Raw genomic sequence first — 234 nt, 5'->3', positions numbered from 1 at the left:
CCTATTCATTTGGAATTGATTTGGAAGATCATACCGAAGCAGATCATCAACACGATAATTTAAGCATCTGGATCAAGGAAAAAGAATTCACTTATGCAGAGTCTTCCATGATGATTTTTGATGAACACTCAGGGAAACTTCTGTTTAGCCGTCCACACGAAGATAAACCTATGGCTGAAAGAGCGACAGATGCTACCTATGATTTACACGTGGGGGCTTTCTTTGGAATGCCCG

General features: G+C 41.0%; 1 pseudogene. It reads left to right on the top strand.

What is annotated here, in order from left to right:
* A pseudogene (locus tag SB689_RS24250) lies at nucleotides 1-234 on the top strand (PepSY domain-containing protein); the annotation flags it as partial.

Source organism: Chryseobacterium sp. SIMBA_038 (assembly GCF_046535115.1).
Classification (GTDB): Bacteria; Bacteroidota; Bacteroidia; order Flavobacteriales; family Weeksellaceae; genus Chryseobacterium.
This window is presented reverse-complemented; position numbering and strand designations above follow the sequence as displayed.